Annotated in this window: 29 protein-coding genes; 6 read left to right on the plus strand and 23 right to left on the minus strand. The window is 68.7% G+C overall.

Annotated features, from left to right (window positions below):
• The first annotated feature begins 25 nt into the window (after nucleotides 1–25).
• Nucleotides 26–2,866 carry an ATP-binding protein gene (locus IW248_RS28220; RefSeq protein WP_196929368.1) on the plus strand — a complete coding sequence of 947 codons (2,841 nt, stop codon included), beginning with the start codon at nucleotides 26–28 and terminating at the stop codon, nucleotides 2,864–2,866.
• 128 nt (nucleotides 2,867–2,994) lie between these two features.
• Here the strand turns inward: IW248_RS28220 and IW248_RS28225 are convergent, their stop codons facing one another.
• Both IW248_RS28225 and IW248_RS28230 read right to left on the minus strand, forming a co-directional pair.
• Nucleotides 2,995–3,531 carry a phospholipase gene (locus IW248_RS28225; RefSeq protein ID WP_196929369.1) on the minus strand — a complete coding sequence of 179 codons (537 nt, stop codon included), beginning with the start codon at nucleotides 3,529–3,531 and terminating at the stop codon, nucleotides 2,995–2,997.
• A 180-nt stretch (nucleotides 3,532–3,711) separates the two neighbouring features.
• Nucleotides 3,712–5,370: a glycoside hydrolase family 10-like protein gene (locus tag IW248_RS28230; protein WP_196929370.1), complete on the minus strand. Its 1,659-nt coding sequence runs from the start codon at nucleotides 5,368–5,370 to the stop codon at nucleotides 3,712–3,714.
• Nucleotides 5,371–5,572: 202 nt separating this feature from the next.
• Between IW248_RS28230 and IW248_RS28235 the strand changes: the two genes are divergently transcribed.
• Nucleotides 5,573–7,075 (plus strand): amino acid permease, encoded by a 1,503-nt coding sequence (locus IW248_RS28235; RefSeq protein ID WP_196929371.1) that lies wholly within the window; start codon nucleotides 5,573–5,575, stop codon nucleotides 7,073–7,075.
• A 107-nt stretch (nucleotides 7,076–7,182) separates the two neighbouring features.
• Here the strand turns inward: IW248_RS28235 and IW248_RS28240 are convergent, their stop codons facing one another.
• The 3 genes from IW248_RS28240 to IW248_RS28250 all read right to left on the minus strand — a co-directional run bounded on the left by IW248_RS28240 (nucleotide 7,183) and on the right by IW248_RS28250 (nucleotide 10,187).
• Nucleotides 7,183–7,908: a methyltransferase domain-containing protein gene (locus IW248_RS28240; protein ID WP_196929372.1), complete on the minus strand. Its 726-nt coding sequence runs from the start codon at nucleotides 7,906–7,908 to the stop codon at nucleotides 7,183–7,185.
• Nucleotides 7,909–8,202: 294 nt separating this feature from the next.
• On the minus strand, nucleotides 8,203–8,511 hold the full coding sequence (locus tag IW248_RS28245; RefSeq protein WP_124822832.1) for a hypothetical protein: 309 nt from the start codon (nucleotides 8,509–8,511) through the stop codon (nucleotides 8,203–8,205).
• Between the two features lie 38 nt (nucleotides 8,512–8,549).
• On the minus strand, nucleotides 8,550–10,187 hold the full coding sequence (locus tag IW248_RS28250) for an ABC-F family ATP-binding cassette domain-containing protein (RefSeq protein WP_196929373.1): 1,638 nt from the start codon (nucleotides 10,185–10,187) through the stop codon (nucleotides 8,550–8,552).
• Between the two features lie 62 nt (nucleotides 10,188–10,249).
• Between IW248_RS28250 and IW248_RS28255 the strand changes: the two genes are divergently transcribed.
• The 3 genes from IW248_RS28255 (at nucleotide 10,250) to IW248_RS28265 (ending at nucleotide 11,935) form a co-directional block, all read left to right on the plus strand.
• Complete coding sequence (locus IW248_RS28255) at nucleotides 10,250–11,020, plus strand: ROK family protein (RefSeq protein ID WP_124822830.1); 771 nt, start codon at nucleotides 10,250–10,252, stop codon at nucleotides 11,018–11,020.
• Between the two features lie 175 nt (nucleotides 11,021–11,195).
• Nucleotides 11,196–11,564, plus strand: coding sequence for a tetratricopeptide repeat protein (locus IW248_RS28260; RefSeq protein WP_196929374.1), 369 nt, complete (start codon nucleotides 11,196–11,198; stop codon nucleotides 11,562–11,564).
• 116 nt (nucleotides 11,565–11,680) lie between these two features.
• Nucleotides 11,681–11,935: a Smr/MutS family protein gene (locus tag IW248_RS28265; protein WP_007465523.1), complete on the plus strand. Its 255-nt coding sequence runs from the start codon at nucleotides 11,681–11,683 to the stop codon at nucleotides 11,933–11,935.
• Nucleotides 11,936–11,992: 57 nt separating this feature from the next.
• Here the strand turns inward: IW248_RS28265 and IW248_RS28270 are convergent, their stop codons facing one another.
• From IW248_RS28270 to IW248_RS28355, 18 genes are all read right to left on the minus strand, one after another.
• The gene (locus tag IW248_RS28270) at nucleotides 11,993–13,144 is read right to left on the minus strand and encodes a tyrosine-type recombinase/integrase (RefSeq protein ID WP_231396468.1); all 1,152 of its coding nucleotides are present in this window, start codon (nucleotides 13,142–13,144) and stop codon (nucleotides 11,993–11,995) included.
• A gap of 91 nt (nucleotides 13,145–13,235) precedes the next feature.
• Nucleotides 13,236–13,430, minus strand: coding sequence for a helix-turn-helix domain-containing protein (locus IW248_RS28275; RefSeq protein WP_196929376.1), 195 nt, complete (start codon nucleotides 13,428–13,430; stop codon nucleotides 13,236–13,238).
• The gene (locus IW248_RS28280; protein ID WP_196929377.1) at nucleotides 13,427–13,630 is read right to left on the minus strand and encodes a hypothetical protein; all 204 of its coding nucleotides are present in this window, start codon (nucleotides 13,628–13,630) and stop codon (nucleotides 13,427–13,429) included. The genes IW248_RS28275 and IW248_RS28280 overlap by 4 nt, the downstream gene beginning before the upstream one ends.
• 89 nt (nucleotides 13,631–13,719) lie before the next feature.
• The gene (locus tag IW248_RS28285) at nucleotides 13,720–15,312 is read right to left on the minus strand and encodes a replication initiator (protein ID WP_196929378.1); all 1,593 of its coding nucleotides are present in this window, start codon (nucleotides 15,310–15,312) and stop codon (nucleotides 13,720–13,722) included.
• Nucleotides 15,309–16,169: a hypothetical protein gene (locus IW248_RS28290; protein ID WP_231396469.1), complete on the minus strand. Its 861-nt coding sequence runs from the start codon at nucleotides 16,167–16,169 to the stop codon at nucleotides 15,309–15,311. Before IW248_RS28290 ends, IW248_RS28285 begins: the two co-directional genes overlap by 4 nt.
• On the minus strand, nucleotides 16,166–16,453 hold the full coding sequence (locus IW248_RS28295; RefSeq protein WP_196929379.1) for a hypothetical protein: 288 nt from the start codon (nucleotides 16,451–16,453) through the stop codon (nucleotides 16,166–16,168). The genes IW248_RS28290 and IW248_RS28295 overlap by 4 nt, the downstream gene beginning before the upstream one ends.
• A 17-nt stretch (nucleotides 16,454–16,470) precedes the next feature.
• A complete protein-coding gene (locus tag IW248_RS28300; RefSeq protein ID WP_196929380.1) occupies nucleotides 16,471–17,061 on the minus strand; it encodes an NUDIX hydrolase in 591 nt (196 codons plus the stop codon).
• 80 nt (nucleotides 17,062–17,141) lie between these two features.
• Nucleotides 17,142–17,489 carry an RRQRL motif-containing zinc-binding protein gene (locus tag IW248_RS28305; protein ID WP_196930398.1) on the minus strand — a complete coding sequence of 116 codons (348 nt, stop codon included), beginning with the start codon at nucleotides 17,487–17,489 and terminating at the stop codon, nucleotides 17,142–17,144.
• Between the two features lie 776 nt (nucleotides 17,490–18,265).
• On the minus strand, nucleotides 18,266–18,688 hold the full coding sequence (locus tag IW248_RS28310) for a DUF6197 family protein (protein ID WP_196929381.1): 423 nt from the start codon (nucleotides 18,686–18,688) through the stop codon (nucleotides 18,266–18,268).
• Nucleotides 18,685–19,221: a DUF6197 family protein gene (locus IW248_RS28315; RefSeq protein WP_196929382.1), complete on the minus strand. Its 537-nt coding sequence runs from the start codon at nucleotides 19,219–19,221 to the stop codon at nucleotides 18,685–18,687. Before IW248_RS28315 ends, IW248_RS28310 begins: the two co-directional genes overlap by 4 nt.
• An 84-nt stretch (nucleotides 19,222–19,305) precedes the next feature.
• Nucleotides 19,306–19,491: a hypothetical protein gene (locus IW248_RS28320; RefSeq protein WP_196929383.1), complete on the minus strand. Its 186-nt coding sequence runs from the start codon at nucleotides 19,489–19,491 to the stop codon at nucleotides 19,306–19,308.
• A complete protein-coding gene (locus IW248_RS28325) occupies nucleotides 19,488–20,366 on the minus strand; it encodes an FtsK/SpoIIIE domain-containing protein (protein ID WP_196929384.1) in 879 nt (292 codons plus the stop codon). Before IW248_RS28325 ends, IW248_RS28320 begins: the two co-directional genes overlap by 4 nt.
• A gap of 109 nt (nucleotides 20,367–20,475) precedes the next feature.
• Nucleotides 20,476–21,405 carry a hypothetical protein gene (locus IW248_RS28330; protein WP_196929385.1) on the minus strand — a complete coding sequence of 310 codons (930 nt, stop codon included), beginning with the start codon at nucleotides 21,403–21,405 and terminating at the stop codon, nucleotides 20,476–20,478.
• 121 nt (nucleotides 21,406–21,526) lie between these two features.
• A complete protein-coding gene (locus tag IW248_RS28335) occupies nucleotides 21,527–21,859 on the minus strand; it encodes a hypothetical protein (protein ID WP_196929386.1) in 333 nt (110 codons plus the stop codon).
• A gap of 186 nt (nucleotides 21,860–22,045) precedes the next feature.
• Entirely contained in the window at nucleotides 22,046–23,242 is a 1,197-nt protein-coding gene (locus IW248_RS28340; RefSeq protein WP_196929387.1) for a helix-turn-helix domain-containing protein, read from the minus strand.
• Nucleotides 23,235–23,552, minus strand: a complete 318-nt coding sequence (locus IW248_RS28345) for a putative quinol monooxygenase (protein WP_196929388.1) — start codon at nucleotides 23,550–23,552, stop codon at nucleotides 23,235–23,237. The genes IW248_RS28340 and IW248_RS28345 overlap by 8 nt, the downstream gene beginning before the upstream one ends.
• 649 nt (nucleotides 23,553–24,201) lie before the next feature.
• Nucleotides 24,202–24,831, minus strand: a complete 630-nt coding sequence (locus IW248_RS28350; RefSeq protein WP_196929389.1) for a hypothetical protein — start codon at nucleotides 24,829–24,831, stop codon at nucleotides 24,202–24,204.
• 3 nt (nucleotides 24,832–24,834) lie between these two features.
• The gene (locus IW248_RS28355) at nucleotides 24,835–25,233 is read right to left on the minus strand and encodes a hypothetical protein (protein ID WP_196929390.1); all 399 of its coding nucleotides are present in this window, start codon (nucleotides 25,231–25,233) and stop codon (nucleotides 24,835–24,837) included.
• Between the two features lie 843 nt (nucleotides 25,234–26,076).
• Here IW248_RS28355 and IW248_RS28360 point away from each other — a divergent pair.
• On the plus strand, nucleotides 26,077–26,583 hold the full coding sequence (locus tag IW248_RS28360) for a hypothetical protein (RefSeq protein WP_196929391.1): 507 nt from the start codon (nucleotides 26,077–26,079) through the stop codon (nucleotides 26,581–26,583).
• The last annotated feature ends 345 nt before the right edge of the window (nucleotides 26,584–26,928 follow it).

A 26,928-nucleotide genomic window follows, 5' to 3' on the forward strand; every position in this document is an offset into this window, starting at 1 on the left:
GACGTCACGGGCGGAGGTTCCTCGCATGTCGCCACGGATCCAGTTCCCGAGCGGTTGGGTAACCTTCGTGTTCACCGATATCGAGGGCTCGACCCGGCTGGCTCAGCTGCTCGGCGCGGACTACCGCCCGGTGCTCGCCGAGCATCGACGGTTGCTGCGTCGCACGCTGGCCAGCACGGGTGGCGCGGAGTTGCTGACCGAGGGCGACTCGTTCTTCCTTGCCTTCGAGGACGCGACCGCCGCGATGACCGCGTGCCTGACCGCCCAGCGGGCACTGTCCAGCCACGACTGGCCCACCTCCGAGGCCGCGCCCCGGGTGCGGATGGGCCTGCACACCGGCTATGCGGAGCCCCGCGACGGCGAGTACGCCAGCCCCGAGGTGCACCGGGCCGCCCGGGTGGCCGCCGCCGCGCACGGCGGGCAGGTGCTCTGCACGGCGTCCACCGCACGTCGGGCCGAGCCGATGCCGCCGGGTGCGACCCTGCTCGACCTGGGCCTGCACCGCCTGCGCGGCTTCGACGACCGGGAACGCCTGTTCCAACTGGTCGCCCCCGGTCTGGAGCGGCAGTTCCCCCGGCCCCGCACCGCCGACGCGGTGGCGCACAACCTGCCCAGCCAGGTGACCTCGTTCGTCGGCCGGCAGGCCGAGCGCATCGAGCTGGGCCTGCTGGTGCGACAGCACCGCCTGGTCACCGTGCTGGGGGCGGGTGGCGCGGGCAAGACCCGGCTCGCTGTGGAGTTGGCCAGCGGAGTTGTCGAGGCGTACCCGGACGGGGTCTGGTTCGTCGACATCGCCTCGGTGACCGACCCGGGGCTGGTGGCTTTCGCCATCGCCGCCGTGCTCGGCCTGCGACCCGAGCCCGGCCGGCCGATGCTGGACACCCTCGTCGAGTACGCGGCCGGCCGCCGGATGCTCGTCGTACTGGACACCTGCGACACCCAACCGGCCGCCTGCGCCGAGGTGATCGCGCGGTTGCTGTCCGGCGGGGGCGGCGTACGGGTGCTGGCGACCAGTCGTGAGTCGTTCAGCCTGCCCGGCGAGGTGGTGTGGCGGATTCCGCCGCTCTCGGTCGACCCGCGCGCCGACGGCGCGGAGAGCGACGCGGTGGCCCTGCTGCTGGACCGCACGGCGGCGGCGCGGGGTGGTCGGCAACCCGACCCGGCCGAGTCCGCCGATCTGCGCCGGGTCGTGCAGCGGCTGGACGGTCTGCCGCTCGCCATCGAGTTGGCCGCCGCCCGGCTGCGGGTGCTCTCCGTGGGCCAGCTCGCCGAGCGGCTGGACGATGTCCTCGGCACCCTGGACGCCGGTCGCGAGGACCCGGATCCGCCTCCGGTGGAGCGGGGCTGGTCCGGCAACCAACAGGACACCGTGGACCTGGTCGCGGCGGCGGCCGGGGCGTCGCCGCCCACCCCGGCGAGCCGGGCGGTGCAGCGCTCGGCCACCGAACGGCATCTGACCATGCAGGCCACCGTCACCTGGTCGTACCGGACGCTGGGGCCCCGGGCCGCCCGCCTGCTGCGGTGGCTGGCGGTCTTCGCCGGCCCGGTGGATCTGGAGACTGTGGAATGGCTGTTGGGCGACGATCCGCTGGACCCGCTCTCGGTCCTGGTGGACAAGTCGATGGTGTTGGCCGAGCCGCGGGCCGCCGGCAGCACCTACCGGATGCTCGACCCCATCCGGGCGTACGCGGCGAGGCGGCTGGCCGAGGCGGGTGAGGAGCAGGCCGCTCGGGACCGGCACGTGGCCTGGTCGGCGCACGCGTTGGACCGGGCCCACCTGGGCCAGGACGGCCGGCCGGTGACGCTGTCGCTGTATGCCCTCGACCCACTGGCCGGGGAGCTGCGCGCCGCGCTGCGCTGGTGCGCCACCGGCGGCAGCGCCCGTGCCGGTCTCGGTCTGGCGGGCGGGCTGGACCAGTGGTGGCTGGAACGGGGCCTGGCGCGCGAGGGGCGGCTGTGGCTGTTCCGGCTGTACGGGCGGATCGCCGAGACGGGAGAGCGGATCCCGGAGGCCGAGCTGGCGGCGGCGTACCACATGCACTCACTGCATGCCAGCGCCGACGGTGAGTTCGCCGAGGAGCTGCGCTACTCCCAGCGGGCGGAGGCAGCGGCCCGGCAGGCCGGCGACGCCGGTTTGCTGGCCCGGGTGCTCGCCGGCAGGGCGGCGCCGCTTGTGGACATGGGGCAGTTCGTCGAGGCCGAGCGGGTGTGCCGGGAGGTCATCGACTGGGCACACGGGCAGGACGTGGTCGGCGAGGCGTTGTTCGCGGTGTTCAGCCTGGCCGAGCTGCTCTGGCGGCGGGGCGCCCTGGAGGAGGCGGCGGAGCTGCTGGGGGCGGTACGTCCGGTGGAGGCGGCCCGGCCCGTGGAACGCGGCCGACGTTCGGTGGACATGCTGCTCGGAATGGTCGCGCTGGCCCGGGGTGACGTGATCGCCGCCCACGAGCATCTGTTGGTGGCGCTGCGTTCCCGGATGGGTCACGGCTACCACGGCCGGGCGTGCGACACCTTGAACGCGGTCGCGGTGCGCTGCGCCGTCGGCGGGCAGCGGTTGACCGCCGCCCGCCTGTTCGGGGCCGCGCAGGCCACCCGGGCGAGCATGCGTGCCACCCCGGGCATCTACGGCGGTTACTGGGCCGAACAGCAGGCCGAGTTGCGTGCGGTGCTCGGTGACGCGGCGTTCGACGACGCGTACGGCGAGGGTGCCGAACTGGGGCTGGACGAGGCTGCGGCGCTGGCACTCGACGTGGAACACCCGGACCTGGCGGCGGACTCGACCCGCTTCAGCACCGGCCTGTCCCAACCAACGCCCCGCCGTCCCGCCGACCCCGACCGCCACCCAGCCACCCGAACCGAACGCGCCTAGCCCACCCACCCACCCCTCTTGCGCGGTCGATCATGGAGTTAGCGGGTGCGACACGCCGAGCGGACCGCCGCTAACTCCATGATCACCGGGGTTTGGCTAGGGGGTGGGGGTCGGGGGTGGGGTGGGGGTTAGCGGGTTGCTGCTTTGGCTTCGGCTTGGGCCTTCATTTGGGCGGCGCGGTCGATGTCAGCCTGCTGAACGGCCGCTACCGAACCGAAGATGTTGACCGCCTGGTAGTAGGTCCAGGCCAGGCTGTAGCAGGCCGGCCGGACGACCGAGTTGTACGTGGTGCAGACGCGCTTCAGGTCCGCGTAGAAGGCGCTGTCGACGCGGGACTTGTTGGCGGGGAACTGGCCGACGGCCTTGTAGTTGCGGTAGCCGAAGTCGTGTCGGTAGCAGCCCAGGTTGAAGGTGAACCCGAGCGGGTTGTCCGGGCTGGACGAGCAGTAGTCGGTGGACCAGTTGAAGTTGTACTCGGCCCAGGGGGCCCGATTGACCCGGGCGCTGTTCCACGAGTTGTAGCTGGATGCGCTGGTCTGGGTCCAACTGGACAGCACGGAGAGCCGTTGGGCGGGGGTGACGGCGGCGGCGGGGGAGGCGATGGTGAGGGTGGCGAGCAGCGCTAACGCGCCCGAGGCGAGCAGGGTGGCGAGACGTCGGGGCACGGTTTACCTCCGCGGGGGTGGGCGGGTGGAACGGATGTTACCGGCGGGTTACCGGATGTCGATGAGTGTCGATCAGCTGATCAACTGGACGGTATGCGCATCGCCAACTATTGGTGACATGCGTCGAAACAGACCAATGCCCCGGACGCGCGGGGCGTCCGGGGCATTTAGAAGAACGGGTCAGCGCAGTACGAACGCCGGCGGGCTCGCGGGGCTCTCGTTTGCCGACCGGTCCAGCGCTGTCAGCTGGTAGGTGTAGCGCCGGCCGGGCTCGGCCGAGGTGTCCACCCAGGACTGTGTGCCGCCGGGGGTGGCCCGGACGGTGCCGATCAGGTGCGCGGCGTCGGCCGTGGCGCACCGGCCGGGCAGCGTGGTGCCGTCGAACCGGTAGATCGCGTACGAGGTGGCGGTGCCGAGCGGGCCGACGCCGTCGGCGGGCTGCCGCCAGGTGAGCCGGACCCCGTCGGCCTGCCGGGTCGCCTTGCTGACCACCGGGAAGAGCAGCGGCCGGGCCGGCAGGTGAGGCATGGCCGGCACCAGTGCCGGGCGGGAGTAGTGCTCGGCCGCGTAGATGTCGGTGGCGCCGAGGCGGTTGGCCCGCACCTGCACCGCGGAGAAGTGCACGTTGCCCCGCACCTCCGGGTACGACCGATTGAGCGTCAGGTGGTCGGACAGCTCACTGGGGTTCTGCCAGTACGGCCCGTACGCCGGGTCGCCGCTCTTGTAGTCGGCCTGCCCGATGTAGAGCTGTACGCGGGTGCCGCGCACCGTCTCGGCCCACCACGGTACGAGGCGCGCGTAGTCGGCCGCCGGGTACTGGCCGATGTACCAGTAGAGCTGCGGCACCACGTAGTCGATCCACTCCTGCTTGATCCACTTGCGGGTGTCGGCGGAGATGATGTCGTACGACTGGCTGCCGGTGGTGTCGGAGCCGAGCGGGTCTGCGGTCTTGTTCCGCCAGATGCCGAACGGACTGACACCGAACTTCACCCACGGCTTCGCCGCCTTGATCTTGCCATTCATCTCCTGGATCAGCAGGTTGATGTTGTCCCGCCGCCAGTCGGCCCGGTCGGTGAAGCCCCGGTTGTGGGCCGCGAAGGTCGCGTCGTCCGGCACCTGGTAGGTCCCGCTGGGGTAGGGGTAGAAGTAGTCGTCGAAGTGGACGCCGTCGATGTCGTACCGCTTGACCGCGTCCATCATGGCCGTCTGGACGAACTCGCGGACCTCGGGGATCCCGGGGTTGTAGTAGAGCCGGCTGCCGGCCACACCGGGAGGTGGGTAGGCGAAGGTCCAGTCGGGGTGCTGCTGGGCCGGGTGGCCGGGGGCGAGCTGGGCGAGGTCCGCGCCGGCGCCGCCGGGGGCCGGCATGGACACGCGGTACGGGTTGAACCAGGCGTGGAACTCCAGCTTCCGCTTGTGCGACTCGTCGACCAGGAAGGCCAGTGGGTCCCAGTCCGGGTCCTGGCCGCGTACGCCGGTCAGATATTCCGACCAGGGCTCGTACGGCGAGGGCCAGAGCGCGTCGGCGGTGGGCCGGACCTGCACCACGACGGCGTTGTGGTGCAGTCGCCCGGCCAGGTCGAGCAGTTGGCGGTACTCGGCCTGCTGAGCCGCGATCCGGTCCGGGTTGGTCTGGGACGCCTTGCTGGGCCAGTCGATGTTGACCACCGATGAGATCCACATGGCCCGGAACTGTCGCTTCGGGGTGGCCGGGTCGGTGGCGCAGGTGGCGGTGGTGGTGTCGGCCGCGCTGGGTGCGGCGCTCGCGGAGGTGGCGGTGACGAACGTGCCGAGTAGGGCTGCGACCAGCCCGGCGACTCCGAGTCGTGCGGTTTTCATGCGGTGTGTCCCTTCGTTGGGGCTCCCGGATGTTTCGCGCGGCGCGCGGCAAGATTCGCCACTGGTGTCCGCGTTACTGGTAGGAAATTTTCACAGTCTGGCCGTTGCCGCAAGAGTTCGTGGTTGACCAATCGCGCCGCTGGGTAGCAACGGCGGTCACCGGCCGCCACGGAGGTGGTCGCGCGGTGGGAGGGGTGACCGGGTGTCCGTGCTGCGCACAAAACCAATCAAGGACGTGATAGCCCAGGGCGAGGCGGACGGCAGCGACGGCCAGTTGGGGCTGAAGAGACGTCTCGGCGCGGTCGACCTCACCGGCTTCGGCATCGGCATCGTGATCGGCACCGGCATCTTCACGCTCACCGGGATCGAGGCCCGGGACAGCGCCGGGCCGGGCGTGGTGATCTCCTTCGCCATCGCCGGCGTGGTGGCCCTGCTCGCCGCCCTCTGCTACGCCGAGCTGGCCTCCAGCGTGCCGACCGCCGGCAGCGCCTACACCTACGCGTACGCGACGATGGGCGAGATCGTCGCCTGGATCATCGGCTGGGACCTGCTGCTGGAGTTCGCGCTCGGCGCCGCCGTGGTGGCCCGAGGCTGGTCCGGCTACCTCGCCGAACTGCTCGACCTGCCGACCCGATGGTTCGGCGAGGAGGGCAGCACTGTCAACGTGGGCGCCATCGCCATCGTGCTGATCCTCGGCATCGTGGCGATCGTCGGCATCCGGGAATCCGCGCGAATCACCAACCTGCTGGTGCTGGTCAAGGTCGCCATCTGCGTCTTCGTGGTGGTCGCCGGGCTGTTCTTCGTCAAGGCCGCGAACCTCACCCCGTTCATCCCGCCGGCCGAGCCCGCCGGGAGCGGCGACGACGGCATCAAGCAACCTGTCACGCAGGCGCTCTTCGGACTGGAGCCGTCAGTCTTCGGCTTCGTCGGGGTGCTCAGCGCCGCCGCCGTGGTCTTCTTCGCGTACACCGGCTTCGAGGCCGTGGCCAACCTGGGCGAGGAGACGAAAAAGCCCAAGCGGGACCTCACCCTGGGTCTGCTCGGCACGCTGCTGATCTCCACAGTGCTCTACATCGGCGTCTCGCTGGTGGTGGTCGGGATGGTGCCGTACACCGAGATCGACCGGGGCGCCCCGATCGCCTCGGCCTTCGAGTCGGTCGGCGCGGGCTGGGCGGCCGTGCTGGTCTCCATCGCCGCGGTCGCGGGCCTGACCAGCGTCATCCTGGTCGACCTGGTGGCGATGGGCCGGATCGGCTTCGCCATCGCCCGGGACGGGTTGATCCCGCCCTCGATCGCGAAGGTGCATCCGCGCTGGGGCACCCCGTACCGGATCTCGGCGATCATGACGGTGGCGGTCGCGCTGCTGGCCGGCTTCCTGCCGCTGTCCGCGCTGGCCGACCTGGTCAGCATCGGCGCGCTCTGCGCGTTCGTCCTGGTGTCGGTGGCGGTGCCGATCCTGCGCCGCAAGCGCCCGGACCTGGAGCGGCCGTTCCGGGTGCCGTTCTCACCGGTGCTGCCGATCGTCTCGGCGCTGGCCTGCTTCTACCTGATGCTCAACCTGTCGGTGGAGACCTGGCTGCGGTTCCTGGCCTGGATGCTGCTCGGCGCGGTGATCTACTTCGGCTACGGCTACCGCCGCAACCGGCTGGCCCAACACGAACCGGCGGTCGCCCCGGCCCCCCGCGAGCCGACCGCCGACAGCTGACCCCACCCGACCCTCGCGTTGATCATGAAGTTATTGCCATGAATGACGGCGTGTCGCCGCAATAACTTCATGATCAACGCGGGATTGGGTGGGTGGGTGGGTGGGGGTTAGTCGAAGAAGCGGGCCAGGTGGGACTGGGGTGCCGGGTCGGCGTCTGGGGGGAGGGGGGTCAGGTCGGCGAAGATCGAGGCGCCGTCGCAGCCCGCGTGCAGCGGGTACCACCGCGGCGCGCCCGGTGGCCGGAGCTGACAGATCCCCTTGAACGTCTGCACGTCCATCAGCCGAACGTGGGTCGGGTCGGCCACCGCGTTCACATGCCCCCACCACGGGCTCATCACGTGCAGCACGCCACCGGGGCGGAGCACCCGATGGCACTCGTCGACAAGCGGCAGGAAGTCGATCAGGTGCTCCAGGATGTGCACCGCGAAGAGGACGTCCACCGAGTTGTCGGCGAGCGGCAGTGAGCCGGACAGGTCCGCGACGGCGTCCACGCCGGGCGCCGGGTACTTGTCCAGCCCCAGGTTGCTCGACCACTGCTTGGTCGGCCCACAGCCGAGGTCCACGACCACCGGCGCCCGCCCGCCGATGCCGACCCGGCACCAGACGCCGTAGACGCCTGCCAGCTGTCCCACCAGGCTCCGTACCAGCCGTAGCTGAGCGGGCTCGGCCACGTCACCGCCCAGGTGGGCCACCCCCCGGTCGAATCGCACCTCGACCGCCAGGTCCCGCAACCGATCATCGTGGCGGACCTGGTCCGCCCATGCCTGGGCGAGGAATTCGTCGATCGCCCGCAGCCGGTCGGCCGAGGGCGGAGTCTGTGCCAAAGCGACCATTCGGGCCACCTCCCGCCGCGCGTTACCCGCAATCGCGCCCGTTATGCCCACCTCGTCCACCTCCTCGCCGACGCGGGGTGCGGCCGGCCGATGGACGTGTCGCAGGCTGCGGGGCAGGACCGCAGTCATCGTGATGCCACACAGGCATCAAGATGACTCTGTGGCATCAGGCTCAACGCAGACATCGGCTCCGCACGGGCCGAGCCGCGAACGACCAACTCGGCTCATGCCACCGCAGTCGGCCCGGCGCGGTCGGGTCCAGCCGGAGAGGGTGCGGCGGCCGGCGCGGTCGGGTCAGCCGGAGAGGGTGCGGCGGCCCCCGCGCATCCGCTGGCGAGGTGGCGGGTCGGCGGGCTTCGGCCGCTTGAGGTGGTAGCGGTGCAGTTCGTGGTTGCCGGGTAGGGACGGGTCCTCGCTCATCGCGACCAACTCCCAACCCTGGTCGCCGGCCCGGTTCAGGTGGGCCAGCGAGGTGTCGCCGTACGGCGTCACGTCGACCATCGAGCCGTCCGGCCCGTACCAGACGAAGACGACCTCCCAGCCGAGGTCGTTGGTCGCCGCCTGGCGGCGGCGGACCAGCAGGGCGTACTCCCACTTGAGCATGGCGTCATTCTCACCCCGCGCCCGCCAACGGGCACGGATCAATCCTCGGCGATCCGCCCGGCGTCGACCCGCAGTCGCCGGTTGGTCTCGATGGCCGCCAGCATCCGCCGGTCGTGGGTGACCAACAGCAGCGTTCCGGGGTAGCTGGCCAGCGCCGATTCGAGCTGCTCGATGGCGGGCAGGTCCAGGTGGTTGGTGGGCTCGTCCAGCACCAGCAGGTTGACCCCACGGCCCTGCAACAGGGCCAGCGCCGCCCGGGTCCGCTCACCGGGGGAGAGGGTGGCCGCCGGCCGGGGCACGTGCGCCGCCCGCAGGCCGAACTTCGCCAGCAGCGTCCGCGCGTCCGCCGGCGACAGCTGGGGTACGGCCGCCTCGAACGCGTCGATCAGCGGTACGTCGCCGAGGAACAGCCCGCGGGCCTGGTCCACCTCGCCGACCACCACGCCGGGCCCGAGCGAGGCGGTGCCGGCGTCCAACGGCAGCCGGCCCAGCAATGCGGCCAACAGGGTGGACTTGCCCGAACCGTTCGCCCCGGTCACCGCGACCCGGTCCGCCCAGTCGATCTGGAGGTCGACCGGCCCGAGGGTGAAGCCTCCCCGGCGTACCACCGCGGAGCGCAGCGTGGCCACGACGGCGCCGGCGCGGGGCGCGGCGGCGATCTCCATCCGCAGCTCCCACTCTTTGCGGGGCTCCTCGACCACGTCGAGCCGTTCGATCAGCCGTTCGGTCTGCTTGGCCTTCGCGGCCTGCTTCTCACTCGACTCGGCGCGGAACTTGCGGCCGATCTTGTCGTTGTCGGTGGCCTTGCGGCGGGCGTTCTTCACGCCCTTCTCCATCCACCCACGCTGGGTGCGGGCCCGTGCCTCCAGCCCAGCCTTGGTGTCGGCGTACTCCTCGAAGTCCGCGCGGGCGTGCCGGCGGGCCACCTCCCGCTCCTCCAGGTAGGCCGCGTAGCCGCCGCCGTAGTGGTTCACCTGCTGCTGCGCCAGGTCCAGCTCCAGCACCCGGGTCACGGTCCGGGTGAGGAACTCCCGGTCGTGGCTGACCAGCACCGTGCCGGCCCGCAACCCGGTGACGAACTCCTCCAGCCGCTCCAACCCGGCCAGGTCCAGGTCGTTGGTCGGCTCGTCGAGCAGGAACACGTCGTACCGGCTGAGCAGCAGCGACGCGAGCCCGGCCCGGGCCGCCTGGCCGCCGGAGAGCCCGGTCGTTGGGTGATCCAGGTCGACCGCGAGCCCCAGGTCGGCGCTCACCTGCTCGGCGCGTTCGTCCAGGTCCGCGCCGCCCAGGGCGAGCCAGCGCTCCAGCGCGTCGCCGTACGCGTCGTCGGCACCGGCCGCCCCGGCGGTCAGCGCCTCGGTCGCCGCGTCCAACGCCGCCTGGGCGGCGGTCACCCCGGTCCTGCGGGCCAGGAAGTCCCGTACCGTCTCGCCCGGTCGCCGTTCCGGCTCCTGCGGCAGGTGCCCGACGCTCGCAGTGGGCGGGCTGAGCCGCACGCTGCCGGCCTCGACCGGCAACAACCCGGCGAGGGTACGCAGCAGCGTCGACTTGCCGGCCCCGTTCGGCCCGACCAGCCCGACCACGTCACCGGGGGCGACCACCAGGTCCAATCCGGCGAAGAGCGGGCGGTCGCCGTGCCCGGCGGCCAGGTCCTTGACGATCATCGTGGCGCTCATCAGGACGGCAGCCTATCCGGCCCCGCGCATACGACCGGCCGGCAGCGGGCAGACTCAACGACGTGGTGACCACACTGGCGATCGACTGTGGCGGCGGGGGCATCAAGGCGTCCGTGCTCGACGAGGCGGGAACGATGCGGGCCCGGCCGTTGCGGGTGCCGACCCCGTACCCGTTGCCGCCCGCGTTGTTTGTCCGGACCCTGGTGGATCTGGGCGGGCGCCTGCCAACGGCGGACCGACTCACGGTCGGCGTACCCGGGATGATCCGGCACGGAGTGGTCGTGAGCACGCCGCACTACGTCACCCGCAGCGGCCCGCGCAGCCGGGTCGACCCGGACCTGCAAGCTGAGTGGTCCGGCTGGGACGCGCGCGGCGCGTTGGCCGACGCGTTCGGGGTGCCGGCGTTGGTGCTCAACGACGCCGAGGTGCACGGCGCCGGAGTGGTTGCCGGCACCGGCTGTGAGCTGGTGCTCACCCTGGGAACGGGGCTGGGCAGCGCGCTCTTCGACGGCGGGGTGCTTGCACCGCACCTGGAGCTGTCGCACGCGCCGGTGCGCTGGGGCACCACCTACGACACGTACGTCGGCGAGCCGGAACGGCGGCGGCTCGGTGACGCCTTCTGGTCCCGTCGGATCCGGCAGGTGGTGGACGGGCTCCGCCCGGTGTTCCGCTGGGACCGGCTCTACCTGGGCGGGGGCAACTCCCGACTGATCCGGCCCGAGCAACTGGCCCGGATGGGCGACGACGTGGTGGTGGTGCCGAACACCGCCGGAATCGTCGGCGGTGTCCGCGCCTGGGAACTCGCCGCCGGACGCCGGGGCGCCCGCACCTGACCCGTCGGCACTCGTCGGCGGCGTTCGGCGGCACCCGTCGGCGGCGTTCGTCGGCACCCGTCGGCGGCGTTCGGCGGCCGGAAGTGACCTGATCTCGACCGCGGGAACAGTCGCCAAACGCCCGGTGTTGTGCCAGCGTCGGAACAGGTGACGGTGCGACCCGAGGAGGTGGCAGATGGATCTTCTGGCGGACTACCGGCGGGCGACCATGTTCTTCGAGACCGGTGACCCCAGCGGAGCAGCCCGACTGCTGGAGCCGATCATCGACGCCGAACCCGGCAACGCCGCCGTTCGGCAGTTGCTGGCCCGGGCGTACTTCCAGTCGGCCCAGCTCAACCGGGCCGAGGAGCACCTGCGCGAGTTGATCGAGCGGGACCCGAGCGACCACTACGCGCACCACGTGCTCGGTCGGACGCTGGAACGGCTGAACCGGCACAACGACGCGCTGCGGCACCTGCGGATCGCCTCCGCGATGTACGCGGCCAACGACGACTATCGGGCCGCGCTGGAGCGGGTGGAGACCCGCCTCGGCGGCCGGCGCTGAGCGTGCGCAGTTCCATGACAGGGGCGGTCCTTCGGGGCCGCCCCATCGTCGTCGGGCGACCTGCCGGACATGCCTAGGATGGCGGACATGGGACCTGACCGGCCGGGGGCTGCGGCATGAAGCTCAAGCTGGACCTGCACGAGATCTTCAACAAGGGCCAGGACATCGACCGCGCGTTGCGCGGGATCATGGACGAGGCGGTGGCGAAGAAGGCCACCCTCGTCGAGATCATCCCCGGCAAGGGGTCCGGCCAGCTCAAGAAGCGGGTGCTGCGGTTCCTCGACCAGAAGGACGTCAAGCAGCTCTACCACCGCGTGGAAAAGGACTCGAAGAACTTCGGCCGCCTCTTCGTCCACTTCCGCTGGAAGTAGAAGCGGCATAGCTGCTGACCTGCATAGCAAGCCGCTGTCTGGGCCGATGAACCATGATCATGCCGTGTCCAGGCCGTCAAGGGCTTCCGGAGCAACATCGCCGCCCTGGTCCTCACCGAGTGCCTTGTCGATGGCCCGGCGGGTGCGATCCTCGCTGGCCGGCAGTAGGTGGGTGTAGGTCCGGAGGGTGAAGCCCGGGTCCGCGTGGCCCAGGTAGGCCGACAGCGCCTTGATGCTCTCTCCGGCGTCCAGGAGGACCGAGGCGTAGGTGTGCCGCAGGACGTGCATGCCGTTGTGTCGGTCATCGGGGATGCCGGTGGCCCGGATCGCGGGCTTCCAGACGCCGGAGTTGAACATCGAGCGGGAGAGCGCCAGAGCGGCGGGTGTCGTCAGGTACAGCTCTACAGTTCGCGGCTCGCCGGTCAGCGTCTCCCACGGCAGGGTCACTGCGACCGGCGGGCAGTCTCGCGCGTGTTGCTTCAACCGGCCGGCTACCGAGTCTGGCAACGGGACCTCGCGGGACTTGCCCCCCTTCGGCGGGGCGAAGATCAGTGAGCCACGAACCAACTTGATCTGCCGAGTGATTTGCAGGACCGGGCGGGTCGGGTCGAGATCCACGGGGCTGACCGCGAAGATCTCACCCTGCCGTAGGCCACACCCCGCGCCCAGGTCCACCGCCACCCGGTACCGAGGCCGCATGTTCTCCCTGAATGCTGTCAACCGGGCGACCGGCCACGGCACCACTTTGGTTGGAGCGGGTTTCGGTCGGCGGATGCTCTTGACCGCGAACGGGTTGCTGACGATCTTCTTGTCGTCCACCGCCGCGTTGAGAATCATCGACACATCGGTGAAGAGGACCCGCCGGTAACCCACCGACAGCCCCTTCTCCTGGATCTTCCGCGCCCAGTCCCGGATCGTCGTCGGCTGAATGGACGCGATCGGCTTGTGTCCCATGACCGGGTACACGTGCAGCCGGAGTTCGTATTCGATGCGGTCACGGGTGAGGACGTCGGTGGTCGCTGCGGCAAGCCATTCGTCGGCGTACTGCTTGAAGGTGGTTCGACCGGCGTCGGGGTCGACGTAGGTGCCCTTGAGGATGTCGGCCTGGACGTTGGCGAGGAATGCCTGTGCGTCGCGCTTCTTCTTGTCGGGGAACGACTGCGATTTCTCTTTGCCGTCAGGGGCGAGGTACCGAACGCGGTAGCGCATTCCCTGCCCGCACTCTGGCTTTGGTTCCTGCCGGGACTTCCCATCCGGGCCGACAACCGTCCTGTACCAGCGATCAACGATGTGGGCCATGTCAGGCCGCCTTGGACTGGTCGGTAAACCAGGCGCGCACCGAAGCCGGGTCGTAGCGCAGATGCCGGCCGACCCGGGCGGCGGGTGGGCCGTACTTGCGTTTGCGCCACTGGTAGAGCGTCTGCACTGGCACCCGCAGGTATGCGGAGACATCTTCGATTTCCCAGAGCGGTTCGGGTGTAGGCGGTGCGGTCATCGGGGCTCCTTCCGGGTGATGGTGATGTAGGCGCGGCTTTCGCCGCTGTAGCCGGCGGTGCGGGTGCTGGTGCGGCAGGTGACCCGCTCGCGGCCGTAGTAGGCGGTGAGCTGCGCCGCGATGGTGGCGGCGTGAGCAGTGACGGCGGCGGTCGGGCCGATAAGCCGGACCGCGACCAGGGGGCGGGGGCGTGTGGGCATGGCGCTCCTTCCGGGTGACGGGTGGGTGGGTTGTTGCGTGCGCTGTGGAGTTGTCAAGGAACGGCTTCACGGGCGTTGACACGTACGTGTCAAGCGGCCAGGGGTTGGACCGCGCGAGCGGCGGCGAGTTCGTCGGCCAGGGCGTCGATGCCGGCCAGGTGTTGTGCGCGGGCCATGGCGGCGGCGGTGTTGGCGAGCAGGGCGTCTCCGGTGGTGATCCAGCCGGTGGCTTGGTAGCCGAGTTCGTAGATGACCCGTTCGGTCTGTTCGTCGTCCCAGGTGTGCGGGTGGCCCTCGGTGCGCCGCCAGATGGTGCGCTGCAACCGGAGGAAGCCGAGGGTGACGGAGAAGGCGCGGCTCTTGGTGGCGATGTGTCCGCCGTAGCCGAGCTGGTGCGCCCAACGGCGAAGCCTCGCGTAGTCGGGGTGCTCTCCAATGTCCCAGCAGGCGCGGATCAGCCGGCCGAGGTGGGTGCCGGGGTCGCCGTGGACTTCGACGGAGAGGTCGTCGACGCGGCGCAGGCTCAGGCCCGTTACCTCGGTGCTCTTGGTGACGTACTTGGCGATGTAGCCGGTGATCTGGGCGAGGTTGACCTCAGTGCCGGGTGCGTTGACGTGCTTGAGGTCCAGGCCCTTGTCCCCCCACGCGATGTGCCAGCCCTGCCGACCGTTGGCGGGGTGCGGTGCGGAGGTGTAGGCGGTCTTCACGAACGCGGCCCGGACGGCGTGCTCGAACATGTCCCGAGTGATGACGCGTGGTGGCGGCACGATCGCCTCAGGGCAGTCGGGGTTGTAGCCGTCGAGGCGGATCAGGGCGTGGTAGTGGATGACGCCGCGTACCTGGAATTCGTAGACCTTGATGTAGCGGCGACGCAAGTCAACGCCGTGTGCCCGGCCGAGACGGCGTAGCTCCCGGTCGGCTTGCTGGATGGTGCGGCGCCACAACTCGGGTGCCTCGTGGTTCCACACGACCTGGCCGACGTGGTCGTAGCAGTCCATGCACAACGGTTGCCCGAGCTGGGTATCTGCGGCCTTATGGCGCTGGCCGCAGCGCAGCTCCTGGCCGTGAGGGCAGGCCCCGCCGAAGCGGTGGCACACCGAGGGCCGGCAGGTGCAGCCGTCCTTCTTCCGGCAGTCCGCGGAGTGCACCTTCACCACCCGGTGGTGCACCGGCCCGAACGAGGGGGCGGTAGCGGTCAGGAAAATGGCGATGTGCTCGTCCAGCGGGGGTAGTCCCCACCGGTCGCCCTGGAGCCCAGCTTTGATCAGGTGGTAGGTGTCACGGCGGTACAGCTCCGCGCAGGACGGGCAAACCGCAGCGCGGCGGTTACCGCACGGGGTGTAGATCGCCCCGTCGGGCATGTCCTCGGTGTCGACGGTCGCCATCCGGTTGCCGTCAGCGTCGTTGACGTGGATCTGCCCAGCCAGCCGGATGGGGTGCTTGCACGCCGAGGCGGCGCGGACATGGCCGAGCCATTCGGAGTAGTCGGGGTCTTGGGCGCGGGCACGACCGGAGGCGACGGTGCGGGGGTCGTGGCCGCGTACCCACCCGTCGGCGGCGCGGTTGCGGGTGGTGCGGGTGGGCGTGGCCCAGGGCCAGTAGTCGTTTCCTGCTACAGCGGAGGCTCCCGTGCCCGAAACCGTGGTGGTTTCGGGCGCGAGAGGCAGCGTCGAGGAGGTCACGCAGAGGCTCCAACAGCGGTGCCGTTGTGGTGCTTGTCGTTGATGGTCGGTTGGGTGGTGAGGGCCATCAGGATGTCGGCTGCGGTTTGGGTGGGGACGCGCAGTCGCACAGCGAGTTGGCCGGGGGTGATGGGTTCACCGTGGGCTTTCGCGTGGGCGTCGGCGACGATCCGGGCACCTGAGAGCAGCGCCGGGGCGGGCTTGACCGCTGGAATGGCGGGTGCAGCCGGCGGGGTCGCCGGGGCCGGGATGTCCTCGGTGGGGGTGGTCTGCGGTGCTGCGATCGCGGGGGTGTTCTTCTTCGCCTCAGTCGCGGGCTCGTCAGTTGTGATCTCTTCGGTGGGTGCGGTGGCCGTGGTCGCAGCTGCCGGGCGGACCTTCGCGTCGGCGGTGATGTCGGGTGACGACGCCGGGGCGGAGGTGGCCGGCACGGGTGCCGGGACATGGTTGGTGGGCCGGGTTGCGGTGAAGACGAGCTTGGACAGGGCGAAGAAGGCCAGCGCGGGCAGCGCTGAGACCATCCATCCGAAGACGGTGGGCTTGGCGACGGCCAACTGTGCGGTCAGGGACAGTCCGACAGCGGCGATGAGCAGGAACATCGGATAGCCGATCGGGCCGCCAGTTTTGCGGCGGCGGATGATGACGATCATTGCGGCGATCGGGATGAGTTCGGTGATGACCGCGTTGGCCCAGCCGAACCAGTCAGCGGTACCGGTGGGGCTGTTGCTGATGGTCCAGTCGTGGACGTGGTTGAACGAGGCGGCACCAGCCATGGCACCGACGAGAAGCACGATGAGGACCAGGACGCCGTCCTGAAGACGTGCGATGAAGGGGGACTTGGGCGTGGGTGCGGTCATGACCGCCGTCCTCGGGTCGTGGGCCGAGGCGGGGTGTGGGGGTCGCGACGGGCATCGCGGTTCGAGTTCGGGTTGGGGCGGGAGGCGGTGTCCTCGCGCTGGGGGTTGGCGTAGAGGGAGAACGCCAGGATCTTGGCGGAGTGGTAACCCCGGCCGATGAGGTCGGCGGTGATGGGGGCGAGTTCGTCGGCGGTGGTGATGCGCTGCCGGGCGGTGATGTCGAGGGAGGCGATGGCGAAGCCCTGCGGGGCCTGGTAGCTGAACGAGACGTAGTAGCGGTGCATGGTGGTGTCCTTTCGGGTCAGTGGTTGGCCGGGTTGAGGGCCGAGGTGAGTAGGGGTCGGTGGGCGGCGAAGATGTCGCAGCAGGGCAGGTGGGTGGTGAGCGCGTCGTAGGTGTCGGCGCGGACCCAGGCGGCTTGTGCCGCGTCGTCGGCGTGGGCGATGGCCGGGAAGGCGTCGGCGGGGTAGGTGCCGAGGTGGGTGCGGGCGAGGACGGTGACCATCCATGCCTCATCGGAGGCGCGCGGGTCGGGCACGTAGCGCGGAGGCTCGATGGCCCAGGTGGCGTGGGGGATGGTGAGGCCGGTTTCTTCGGCCAGTTCACGGGCGGCAGCGTGGCCGGGGGTTTCGCCGGTGTCGACGTATCCGCCGGGCAGTGCCCAGCCGTGGCCGTCGGCGCGTTCAATCAGGAGGATCCAGCGGTGGCCGCTGGTGTCGGTCAGAGAGACGAGGGCGTCGGCGCAGAGCTGTTCGCCCCAGTGGCCGAGTTCGTTGCGGCCGTAGCGGACGGTGGTCTGCTGGCAGGGGTTGACGGGTCGGCCGTCGATGACGCTGAACGGGATGGCGGCGTGGGCTTGCCGGGTCGTCCAGTCGATGAGGGCAGGGTCCATGGTGGGATCGGCCCAGTCAGCGCCGGCAGCGATACCGGCCAAGACACTCGGGTGGGTGTAGGTGACAGGAGTCGTCGTGGTCACAGGGAACCTCCAGGGGTGCAGTCGAAGCAGGAGCCGGTTCGGCGGGGGATGTAGTAGGGCTTGACCTGGCCGCAGTCGGGGCAGGTACGCCGGGCGGTGAGCGCCTTGTCGATGGCCGCCAACTGGGCGGGGGTCGCGGTCCGCTTCGGGACGGCGAGGTCGAGCCGGTACAGGTAGGCGATGCGCTTGCCGCGACGCCAGAGGATCTGCGCGGCGGGGTCTTGGCCGCCGGGGCGCAGGTCGCGGGCACGGAGTTGCCGGCGGGTCAGCAGGTCGCCGGGGGCGAACTTGTAGGGGTAGGTCGGCAGGCCGTAGCGCTCGCCGGTCGGGTCGTAGAACACCATCGGGTCCTCCGAGTCGTCGTCGGCCTGGTCCTGGTCGTGGTCGTCGCCGGCAGGAGCGCTGCCGGTGGCGAAGGTGGGGTGTTCGTAGGCGTCGCGGTCGATGTCCTCGGGCAGGAACGCCGCCGCGCACAGGGCGCAGACAATCGGGCCTTCCTCGAAGGCGGCCTTGGAGATGCGCAGCTTGCGGGGGCACTCGCATTCGCACGAGACGCCGTTGTTGTTGTTCGTGCGGGTCTTGCCTTCCCCGGTCGGTTCGGGGTGGCGGTAGAAGCGCAGCGCCACGGAGAGGCCGGCAATGGAGGGCCGGTAGCGGGCGCGGGTGAGGTCGGTCAGGGTGCAGGGCGAGTAGCCGAGCTTGTCGTCCTTGGTCGTGGACAGGCCGAGTTCGGCGGCGAGGGTGGCGAACTTCTTGTTGTGCCAGCGGCCCTGCCGGGAGGTGTCCTGGATGCCTCGCACGTCGGCGAGGGCGTGGGTTGCTTCGTGCAGGAGCGTGGTGAACACGGCTTCCGGTTCGCGGGAGAGCCCTTCACCGGAGATGAGGATTTCGGGTAGCTGGGTGTCGCCGGCTTGCCAGCGCAGGGCGGCGAAGTGGCCCCACTTCATGCTCTGACTGGGCTTGGTGGGAGAGCCGGAGCCGACCACGAGAACAGCGGCCGGGACTTCGGTGTGCTGGGCGCGGATGGCCGACCAGGCGGCTTCAAGCGCGCCGACGAGTGCGGCGGTAGAGACGGAGTCTTGACACGTACGTGTCACGTCGGTGATCTGGGCGGCGGTGCTCATGCGGCCCTCCGGATGGTGTGTCGGCGGTAGGCGATGGCGGCGGCGCACAGCGCCTCGATGACGTCGGCCGGGGTGCGGCCGGGCAGGGTTTCCCAGTCGAAGACCGGGGCGTGAAGGCCGGCGTGGCCCACGGCGATGAGGTAGGTGTTGAACCACTCGACGGCGGCGCTGTAGGCGCGCTGCTCGGCGTCGGTGATGCCGGTCAAGTACCAGCGGGGGCGGCCGAACACGGCGGCCCGGATCGCGCCGAGGACCGACGCCGGGTAGGTGCCGGTGCGGTGACAGGCGCACTTCGCCGGGCAGGCGTCGTGGGCGTCGTAGAGGCCGGTCGGGGTCCAGCCGTAGCGGCCCAGGTAGAGGGCGGCACGGTCGAGGACGGCGTGAACGTTGCCGGTCGGCAACGCGGAGACGCTGCTCATCGGGCAGCCCGCCAGACGAGGAACCCGGCGCGGGTCGGCAGCCGTTCCTGGCTGTACTCGTGCTCCGCGTAGGTTTCGAGGTCGTCTTCGGTGGCGTGGGTCCAGTCGTAGTCCTCGGCGCAGGCGCGCAGGATGTCCAGGACATCGGGCAGGGTTTGGGAGGCGTCGTCGTTCCAGTCCGACACGACCTCGCTGCTGGAGTACCAGGAGCCGCTGGTGGCGTCGAAGTCGGGCACGCGCCCGTCTTGCCAGAGGAAGTCAGCCAGGCAGCGGACTGTGGCGTCTCGCAGGGTCGCAGAGGCGTCGTCGCCGTCCTGCTGGTCTTCGATGCTGGCGAGGTGGCCGTAGACGGCCATGGTGATGGCACCGAGGGTGCAGGCCGGCGGAAACGAGTCGTGCTCGCCCAGCTCGTAGGGGTCGCCCTGGGTCCAGCCTCGAAGTTCGAGGTAGCGGGCGGCGCAGCGCAGGGTGTCGGCCGGGGTCAGGTCGGCCAGCGCGGCGGGGGTGGTGGGCTGTTTTTGGGTAGGGTTCATGGCGGCCACGTCCTTTCGTGGGCGGTGGTTGGGCCGGCGGTCCGGGTTCGCTTTCCAGGGCTTGGTCCGGGCCGTCGGTCGCTTCTATCGGTGGTGCAGGTGGAGCCGGAGGATCACCCGTTGCCTGCCGTCGCTGGCAAGGGCGGGTGCGGAGCGGAAGACCAGGGCGCCCGCGTGTCGGGCGATGGCGGTCAGGGCGGCGATGTCTTCGCCGGTCCCGATGAGCACGAGGTCCAGGACGCGGGTCGGGGTGGCGGTCGTGGTGCTCATGCCGCTGTCCGCAGGTCAGCGGGGGCGACGAGGCCGGAGCGGCGGCGGGTCCAGGTGGCGTAGTCGGCGACGCGGATGATGTCGGCGTCGGTCATGTAGGCGGCTTTCACGCGGTTGGGGATGCCGCCTTCGGCGATGAGGTAGCCCTCGCCCTGGTTGTTCGGGTCGATGCTGTTGGAGGAGAAGCCGCGGGCGTACCAGCCGTGTCCGAGCACGATGTCGGAGGACACGTCGTTGGTGCAGCGGCCGGCGAAGCGCCACGCGAACAGGTCCCGCAGTGACGGCGGGATGATGTCTGAGGACGGGCGTTGAGTCGCGGCGGCGACGATGATGCCGACGGCGCGGCCCCGGGCGACGATGTCGCGCAGCAGCGCGGCGAACAGGTCCTGGTCTTTCTTGTCTCCGGCGGTGGCGGAGAAGTACGCGATCTCGTCGCAGGCCACGAGGATCTGACCGAACAGGTCGTTCGGGCCGATCTTCCGGCGGCGGTGCGACAGCAGGAACGCATACCGGTTGTCCATCACCGTCTGGACGCGGCGCAGGGTGCGGATGGCGTGGTCGATGTCGGGGCCGACGAACACGTCGGCGGCGTCCTTCCACAAACCCAGCTCGACCTGCTTGCCATCCAGCAGGCACAGCCGAACGTCCGGGCACAGGGCCGCGTGCCCGACGATGGTGTTCAACAGGCTGGACTTGCCCGCGCCGGGTTCACCGCCGATGAGGATGTTGCGGTAGATCATCGGCAGGTAGGCCGGGTGGCCGAACTCGTCAATGCCGAGGAAGACCGGGTCGAAGATGGACAGGCCCGCGCCGACCGGCACCGTCTGCGGCGCGTCTGGCTGCGGGGGCAGTTCGATGGTGTCCGTGAGATCCATGGCAGGGCTCCCGGGGTCGGTTGACACCTACGTGTCAAAGCGGGTGGGGGAGGGAAGGGGCGCGGACTCTCGACCCGTCAGGGGTGCTTGATCCGCGCCGTCCCGGTGCTTAGGCGTAGTCGGAGGGGTCGAACCCGTTCGGGCTCGTCGTGGTAGTGGGGTTGCGCGGCTTGCGCTGGCGGGGCGCATCGAGTGATGCGGGGACCGGCTGATCAGGTACGTCGGGCAGGTCCAGGCCGACGGGCGGCATGCCCGGTGAGGTGGGGGCGTTGGCCGGGATGTCCGTGGGGACGTAGTCCGGCAGCGGCGACACGACCGTGTGCGCCAGAGGTTCGCGGCGGGTGATGTCGATGCGGATCAGTGCGGCGTACTTGCGGCCGGCGCGCATGACGCGGACCTCGTTGGCCCAGCACGCCACGGCAAGCTTCTGCATCTGGCCGTCCTGCTCCAGATCCCGCAGGGACAGACCGGGTCGCAGCCACACCCAGACCCGTTCACCGGCTGGAGTCGGCTTGGCGAGCAGGATCAGCGGCAGTGAGCCGTGCCGGTTGGTGGCGATGAACGCCGCGAAGCACAACCGCAGCCGGTGCCGCACGATCAGGCACCAGGCCCAAGCCATGACCCGACGGCGCACAGGTGCGATCGCGGCGGGGACGCCGACGACCAGGGCGACGATGAGCAGCGAGCCCCACAGCGGGGTCGACTGCATCAGCGTGGTCCAGCCGTAGACGACGGCCAGTCCGAGCAGGATCTCCGGCAGCCAGTGCCAGAACACGCGGAGCACGGGCCACGCCACGATCAGCGCGAACAGCACCGCGCCGAGCACCGCGCCGAGGACGACGCCGAGAAGACCACCCAGGATCGGGTGCATGTACTCCGAGGCCACCGTGGCGGCCAGAAGGCCGACCACACCGAGGGTGACCCAGAACGCGATGGTGGCCCGACGACGGTACGAGCGGGCAACCGGCGCTTCGATGACAGTGACTTGACCCCCACGGTTCGACCAGCCGAACGGGGACCTCTGGCTAGACTTGGACACGACAAGTCCTCCCTACCTAGGGACCTTGTTGGACAGGACGCGGGGTCGCAGACGACGCCAATCAACGGCGACCCCGTGTCCACCTCTTCGCTTCTGTGGAGCCGAACAGGAACACCCGCCGCTAGACGGTGGCGGTGTCCATCGCGGTCAGCGCCGAAGCCCGAAACGCGACACCCGAGCGGACCTTGCCGTCGCGGTCGTTGACCCAGGGCAGCGCCTCCAGGTTCACCGGCACGACCGGCTGACGAACCGTGACCGCCGGCATCACCGGGCTGACCACCGTCACGTTGATGACCTCAGCGCTACCGTCCGCGAGGGCGTAGAGCTGCACCGCCCACATCGGGGCCTTCGTCTCCCGGTCAAACTTCTGCTGACCCGACTGGTCCAGCTTCGGAACCGGGTTCACCGCGACCTCGTACGACACCCGCGAGGTGTCCAGCAGCAGACGTCCCATGACTGACTCCCTTCAACTAGGGCTCGCTCACCTTGAGCGATTGCCCGTGTTCGATGGAGTCAGCGTAGCCCGTACAAAAGTACGTGTCTAGTACTTGAGTACGGGTCATCGATCAAACCCTCGATACGAAGAAGGGCGCCCCGCTGTGGGACGCCCTTCGGTGCAGCTCGGAACATGTGACGGTAGCTAGGCCACTCCTACGCGGCGAGCCAAGGCTGCCAGTCGGTCGGAGGGGACGGGTTCCATCCGTACAAGGTCGGAAACCATCGTCTCGACCACCGGGTGTCCCTTGACCTGCTCCGGGGTTAGCGCTTCGGCCTGCTCAAGCGCATCGACCGCCTCAGAGACCCTGCGACGCTGAGTCCATGCGCGTGCCACGTACATGAGGAGCCGAGCCTGCCGCTCAGGCGATAGGCCGGACGAGTCGATCCGCTCCGCCGTCCGGAGCGCAGAACCGGCGTCGCCGAGTTCGACTGCCACCGCGACCTCGTGTAGCTGGACATTCGTGGGGCCAAACTCGGTCTCGTAATCGTTGCGGTCGCCCCCCAGGAGCTGAGCTGCCTCTCGCGCTACTCCGAGATACTCGTGAGCCCTCTGGTCATCTCCCATCCGCGCAGAGGCCACAGCCAGTTGCAGATTCAGCGCGCCGAACAGAGACGCAGCCGCGGGCTTGTCCGCCGATACCTCGGACTCAAGCGCTGCCGCAGACGACGATGCAGCACTTATGACCTGCTCGAATTGCCGCCCGCCCTGAAACACCAGCGCAAGGCGGAAGGTTCCAGCGGCGACCAACAACGGGTCTCCGACCTGCTCCGCAACGAGCAACGCCCGATCGATTGCGACCCAGGCCGCCTCGTGCTGACCGAGCTTCGACAGTGCGGCTGAGAGGGCGTGATATACCGACGCTAGCTCGCTGAGGTACGTCTTTCGCGCCTCGCCTTTGGCGGATCGTGTTGCTCTCTCCAGATCCGGCAGTAGGCCCCGCAGCAACTCGGCCAAGTCCTCGTAGCGGGCGGCATGGGCATATGTCCAGCACAGATCGGCTCGCTCGGCTGTCTGCGGCAGGGGAAGCTCTCGGTCCTTGCCCAGGATCGCGGCCATGAGGTAGCTGGTACTTAGCACCGAGCGTAGGGCGGCGGCCGCCGAGGGAACCTCAGCGCTCTCCGGATCCGCAGTGCCCGGGGCTAGTTCGGCCATCGGGATCCCGAGCGCACCCGCAATCCGCTCCAAGATGGAAACCCGGTCAATCGAACGCACCCCGCGCTCGACCTGGGAAAGCCAAGCCTCAGACCGGCCGATCATCTCGGCAAACTCACGCTGAGAAAGTCCGCGCTTCTGCCGCCGCGTAGCAATAAGTCGACCTTGCTCGTTGCTGTCAGGCATTCAGTGAACCGAGGCCCTTGCTAGGTCCGACCGCTAGAAACTCAACCCGCGCGTCCTGCGTGTACGGTTCACGCTCCTTGTGGAAACGGATCACGTGAGGTTGCACTTCGTGCGCCTCGAATGCCTCTCGGTCTGCGTAGCACTCGTAGAAAACTCTGGCGAGCGGTTCTCCCTCGACAGAGTGCGTGGCGTAGATCAGCGTCCCCGGTTCGTGGGCACGGATCTCAATCCCTGTCTCTGCGACAAGGTCGTCAAACGCTTTCGCGCTCTCGTCGTCTTTCAGATCGAAGCGCACCACTAATGCGAACATCAAGCCACCCTTCTTGTTCCACCGAGAGTCACGGCTTGCCTACGCAACTCCGGCCGTACTCTTGTTCGGCCACCCGTATTCTATTACGGATCACCTCGGCGGGGGTAGTCGGCGAACGGGTTGGCTCGCGCAAGAGGAAGGTCCGATAGCGATGAACCAGCGGCTCTCGCCCCCGGGGGGTCTCGCCCGTGGCGGTACGACGTCCGCAAAGATCGGGCGGGTGGCGGATCTGGTCGGTCGACGTGCCGCCGTGGCCTGGTGTGCACGTCCGGGCGGATGTCCGCCAGCAACAGCGAGGATGATTCGCACGTCTGTACGATCGCCCTGTGGTGCGGGAGCTAACGGGACGCTGGTGGAACGGGGTGTGGGGTCGACTCGCACGGCGTGACGTGTGGCTCGCCCGTGAAGTCCGATGGCACCCAATCGCCCGCGCTGGTGATTCGGAGACAGGCAAGGTGCTCCGGTGGGAGTTCGACACAGAGGACGAGGCCCAGCAGATGGTGCAGCGTCTCGTCCAGGCCGACGGCGGCAAGTGGCGGAAGCAAAGCGCGGAGGCGGCTACGCAGCCGCCCACTTAAGAATCAGGCGAATTCCAGTCGTCTGCCGCTCGCACGGGAAGCCGGGCAAGCGTGTTCAACCGAGGCGGCGGCTAGAAGGCAAGCACGAGCAACACCACGACAAGCGCGCCGAGGGTGACTCCTGCGGCGAAGGTCGTTGCCTGCGTCGCGCTCGTTGACCTTTCGATCCGATCGACCTTTCGGGTCAGATTCGCCAGGACTACGCGAATGTACTGGCTGCTGTCAGCCTGGTGGCTTCGCATAACCGGAAGTGGTGCCGCTGCGGCGGGTAGCCTGAAGGACTGAAGCTGATGAGTTGCCTCAGTAATCACTTTCGCCGACTCTTGTATGTCCTGCGCAGCGTTTAAAAACATACGCGCGACGCCTTCATTGATGCCGCTGCTGGCGTCGAGCAGCCAGCGAGCCACGTCCTCGTTTATGTTCCTGCTTGCGACCCACAAGGCCCGCGCTACATCTTCGTTAATGCTGCGGGCGGCGGTTTCAAGCGCGAGAACGGTTCCCGGCGTTATTACTCCCTCCTTCAGCGCGCGACTCAGCAATTTGCCGAGATCGGGCGCATCTTTCGAGAGCTTCCGCAGGGCTGCTTTCGTCTTCTCGTCAACCATTTCGATCGAGCCGTAATTGTCGCGGCCTACGAAAACACCGCTCGAATGGTTGTGCTGCCCGGGATGGTCATCTGGATCTGAGAGGGCGGTGGGCACTTTTCACTCGCTTTCGCGACTACCGATGCCGCCGAAATTGTCTCCGCCGATAAAGACTCCCGAACCGTGATTATGCTGGCTCCCGATTTTGACCGACTTCACGGTTCCTCCTTCGGAGGCCATTGAGTCAATGTCGGCCTGGGCTTCGGGATGGGAGGTGAGGTAAGCAGCAAGCACGGCAGCCCAGCGAGACTTAATTTCTGCTTGCGACATTTGGCCGTGAGTCAACGCGGCGCTGTCCTGCGTCAGGGCCTCCAGGGACGCCCTGCGTTGATCCTCAGTCCCTCGTCGGAACGTTCGTGTTGCCCAGCTGCGAAGCTCATCGATGCGACCGTTGAGCATGTACGCAACGATGTTTCCTGCAGCGCCGGTGATGATGGCCGTGGCCGTCGCGTCGAGCACGCCGGTAGTCCCTCCTGTCAGAGGCTACAAGCATCTACGAGATCTAATGCGGCTTCTACGAGCTGTCGGATTCTTGGCTCTCGTACTTGTGAGAACTTTCTGTACGGGATCAAGGCGGCCCGCTTCGCAGGCCGCTCGCGCCGCCGAACCTGGGCCGGGCCGATGGCCCGCCGTCGCGCCTCTGGCCTTCGGCCGCCAGCGCGCCGGTGACAGCCCGCCGGCGGCGCGACATACGAAGAAGCCCCGGGCCGCCATGGTTGTTGGCAGATCCGGGGCTTCGGTTTGGTCGAGACACAGGCAGTGCCTCCGGCGGGGCGCTCGGGCGCTCTGGGATGGTGGCGCGCCATCCCGACAACCTTCGTCCGGGCTCAGCCGAGCAGATGGGGCCTGCCTGGCCAAGGTCGTTCAGACAGTGGGGTGCTCCACCTTGGCCAGGCAGGCCCCACCCACTCCACCAAGGTGCGGACGAAGGCCGACGGGATGGCTAGGTGACGGCTAACGAGAAGGCTGGCATGCTTACGTCTCACCTCGTCTCATACACAAAGGATGGTCGTGGCGGAGTTAGAGCCGGCGGATGACAGAGTGCTGGCGCAAGTGCGCTTACATGGGATCCGTTTGATTCTCGGGGATCTAGTGGCAATCGCCCACCTTCTCGGTCCTTCGGCCAACAGGTGGACCTTTGCAACCCACTATCTGAGTCCGGTTGCCCCTCGAAGTTCTAAGAAAAGCGCGGCGACTAACGTAGCGTATGTAATGTCCCGGAGTTCTTTAACGGAAGTTTTTTCGACGGCACCTCGTGGAATGCTTCCCTATCTTGAGCTGCGGAGCCAGCAAGAGAGGGGGGTGATCAGCCTCGTCGCCGGTGGGCAAAGCTCGTCCAGTTCGTCCACGACGCTTTCTTATTCAGGGGAAGGAAGCAATGTGCCGATTGAATACCTGCGCGTTGCCAACTACCTTATGACGAACAAGCGAGCGCGAGGCGTCAATCGATGGTTCTTCTCGCTGTCCGCCTTTCTGATCCCACTCATCTACGCCGTAGCGGTCGTCAAGTTCGCTTCTCCAGACGTCGCTACCTTCAGCTTCATCGACACGCTGCTTTTCCTGCTTTTGGCGTCAACATTCTTCTTCGCGCTGTGGATGATGGCATTGGCGATATATTCGAGCAATGCAGCGGCCGGCGTCAGGTTCAAGCCGGTCATCCATAAGCGTCAGGCAAGGCAACGGCTTGTGCAGATTGTAGAAAGCGCCTGGAGGGCTACGAAGGGCGCGAATGGTGGCGCGGTCGCGGCGATCTTTACAATACTGTCGTTCATCGTTGCTCTACTCGCATGGCTTGCGCCTCTGAAGTAGGGGCGGCTGCGGCAGGCGGGCGGCCCAAGATCATGCCGTATCCAGGCCGTCCAACGAGAGCCAACGGCGACCATCGTTGACTATCCATGCCAGGCATAGCGGCAGCTCAAGCCCGCAGTCGTCCGGTTTGATCGCCTACGCCCCGGTGCTAGATCAATACCGCTGGAAGTAAACGCCCCTGCCTCCCGACCTCCCGCGCGACCACGGGCATGGTGGCTGACCTGCCGAAACGCCTTCTGCCGGTTTCGGCGTCTTCCGCAATTACTCGCGCTCGTTGTGCCGGATCTTTGCCCGGGCCTGGCCCATGGATTGCTGGCGCGGCCTTCGCTGACGGCCGGTCGGAGG

It is taken from the genome of Micromonospora ureilytica, assembly GCF_015751765.1.
In the GTDB taxonomy this organism is placed as follows: Bacteria; Actinomycetota; Actinomycetes; order Mycobacteriales; family Micromonosporaceae; genus Micromonospora; species Micromonospora ureilytica.